Below are 2078 nucleotides of genomic sequence, written 5' to 3' on the forward strand. Positions count from 1 at the left end.
TATCCCGAGTTTGACAGTTGAAAAAGTAAAAAGTGCTAGAAAGCCTTTATTCAAGGTTTAATCTAGCACTTTCGTTTTTTTGAAATGTTGTATGTGATTTCTATTTTGAAAATTTTTTTACTATTTTGTTTAAATCACTTGGTCTATAGTACTTTCTGTTTAGTTGTAGCTCGAAACATCTTTCTAATGCATCTAATGCCTGACTTCCACTATAGATGGATTTGTAGTACATGTCATCCATATTTACTACATTCATATTTCGTAATGTTTTTATTAGGTTTGATGTTGTTACATGAGTTAAGTTGTCATCCAACTTGCACTCCATAAGCCTGTATATAAGTAGTGCAGTGTAGCAGATCAAGAAATGTGCACGTATTCTTTCTGGCTTTCTCAAGAATACTGGTCTTGCATCGAAATTAGTCTTCATGATTCTAAAACAGTCTTCGATTTTGTATCTATTTTGAGCTACTGCTAGGATGTCTTTGGCTGAATCGTCAAGGTTTGTTGCGACGGCATAGAATCCATCGTATTTTTCTTCTTCATGGATTTTATCCATATCCAATACATAATTAGCTGTATCAGATGATGTGTTCTTAAGGAATCGACGTATATCGTTGGGTCCTTTTTTTATCTTTTCAGGATCTTTAAGTCTTAATAACTTTTTAGCACGTTCAAGCTGTCTTTCGCGGATAGTCCTTTGGTATTCCATCATCTTTCTAGAGAAAGTGACAATGATATATTGATGTAATGTTCCTTTGGCTTTTACTTTTTTTGTTCGACCGTTCTTGTATACTTTTTCTTCATAAAGTCCTGTATCCATGGCTGTGTTGGCTGGAATCACTTTATAGGCAAAATCATTGTATAGACTTAGATTGTTTGCGTCTTTTTTATTAAATGTTCGCATTTCTTTCAATGTGATCGCATCGTCATTTGACAATAGACGGTAGTTTGAATCGTTGAATACGATATCTTTGATCTCTTGTCCAAGTTTTTTTACTGACTGTGTAACGATATAGGCTCTACCACCCATATCATTGAATTTACGGATATTGTAGGATCCAAGTCCTGCATCCGCACAATATATGAACTTTTTGTTTCCGGTCATTTTTATAACTTCTTTTTCAAGTGGAACGGCAGTAAGCTGTTCATTTGTGTTTCCTGGATGAATACACATAGAAATAGGGATTCCACGTCTGTCCATGATAAGCCCCATTTCAACAATAGGAGATGTCTTGTTTTCCTTACTGATTCCGAACTGACGAAGTCCAAGGATAATTTCTCCAGTAACTTCGTCAACAATCTCCTCATCAGGTTTTTCTGTTTCAAAGAAATAGTTTGTACAGTCATAGTACATAACTGAAGTATCTCGTTTAACGATGTTTTCGGAATTGTCAAAAAGATGTTTTAAATATTGGTCACTGTTTCTGTCTAGAATATCCAGGAAACGAATCATATGTTGGTATTCAACCTGAGGTTTCTCATAGTATGTATCAAGTTTATCGTATGTTCCATATTTACTGGCAGGATCCAGAATCCTTGCATAGGTAAGAAACTGACAGATTTTATTACAGTCGTAGGTGATCTTTCGGTCAGAAGAAACTGATTTAAAAAAATCAGACAGATTCAATTTGGCATAGATATCCTTAAGATACAGATATCCAATGTTCAAACTAGTAGAATTCGAACAAGGAGAATCTGTAGAAGGGATTCTTTCATTAAAGTCCATAGTAACAATGAATTCAGATCTGCCAGAACGATATTCCTCATTCATTTTTTTTACTTCGTTTTTAGCGTATTCCAAGGGATTATCCGTTATAAGAAGAAGCTCAGAATGTTTACCTAATCTTTTGATGTTTTTGGTTGTCGTTTTTTTACCATTTCTAAATCCCTGCTGAATATAGTAAGTAGGATCTTTAAGTCGTTTATCATAATACAGTTTCATAGAAGCAGCCATCCTTTACAACTATTATACCACAATTACAACACATACAACAGTAAAAAATAAAAATTTGACGAAAAAAAAGCCGTACATAAACGACATTTGGCTATTTTGGCTATGAGCAAGTGTTAAACTCCCG

The 2078-nt window shown here is 34.3% G+C and carries 1 protein-coding gene; it reads right to left on the bottom strand.

Annotation, left to right across the window (positions count from 1 at the left end; all coding sequences use genetic code 11):
- Positions 1 to 100: 100 nt before the first annotated feature.
- On the bottom strand, positions 101 to 1942 hold the full coding sequence (locus LJE08_RS13360) for an IS1634 family transposase (RefSeq protein WP_227403497.1): 1842 nt from the start codon (positions 1940 to 1942) through the stop codon (positions 101 to 103).
- Positions 1943 to 2078 lie beyond the last annotated feature (136 nt).

The organism is Holdemanella sp. DFI.5.55 (genome assembly GCF_020593575.1).
In the GTDB taxonomy this organism is placed as follows: domain Bacteria; phylum Bacillota_I; class Bacilli_A; order Erysipelotrichales; family Erysipelotrichaceae; genus Holdemanella; species Holdemanella hominis.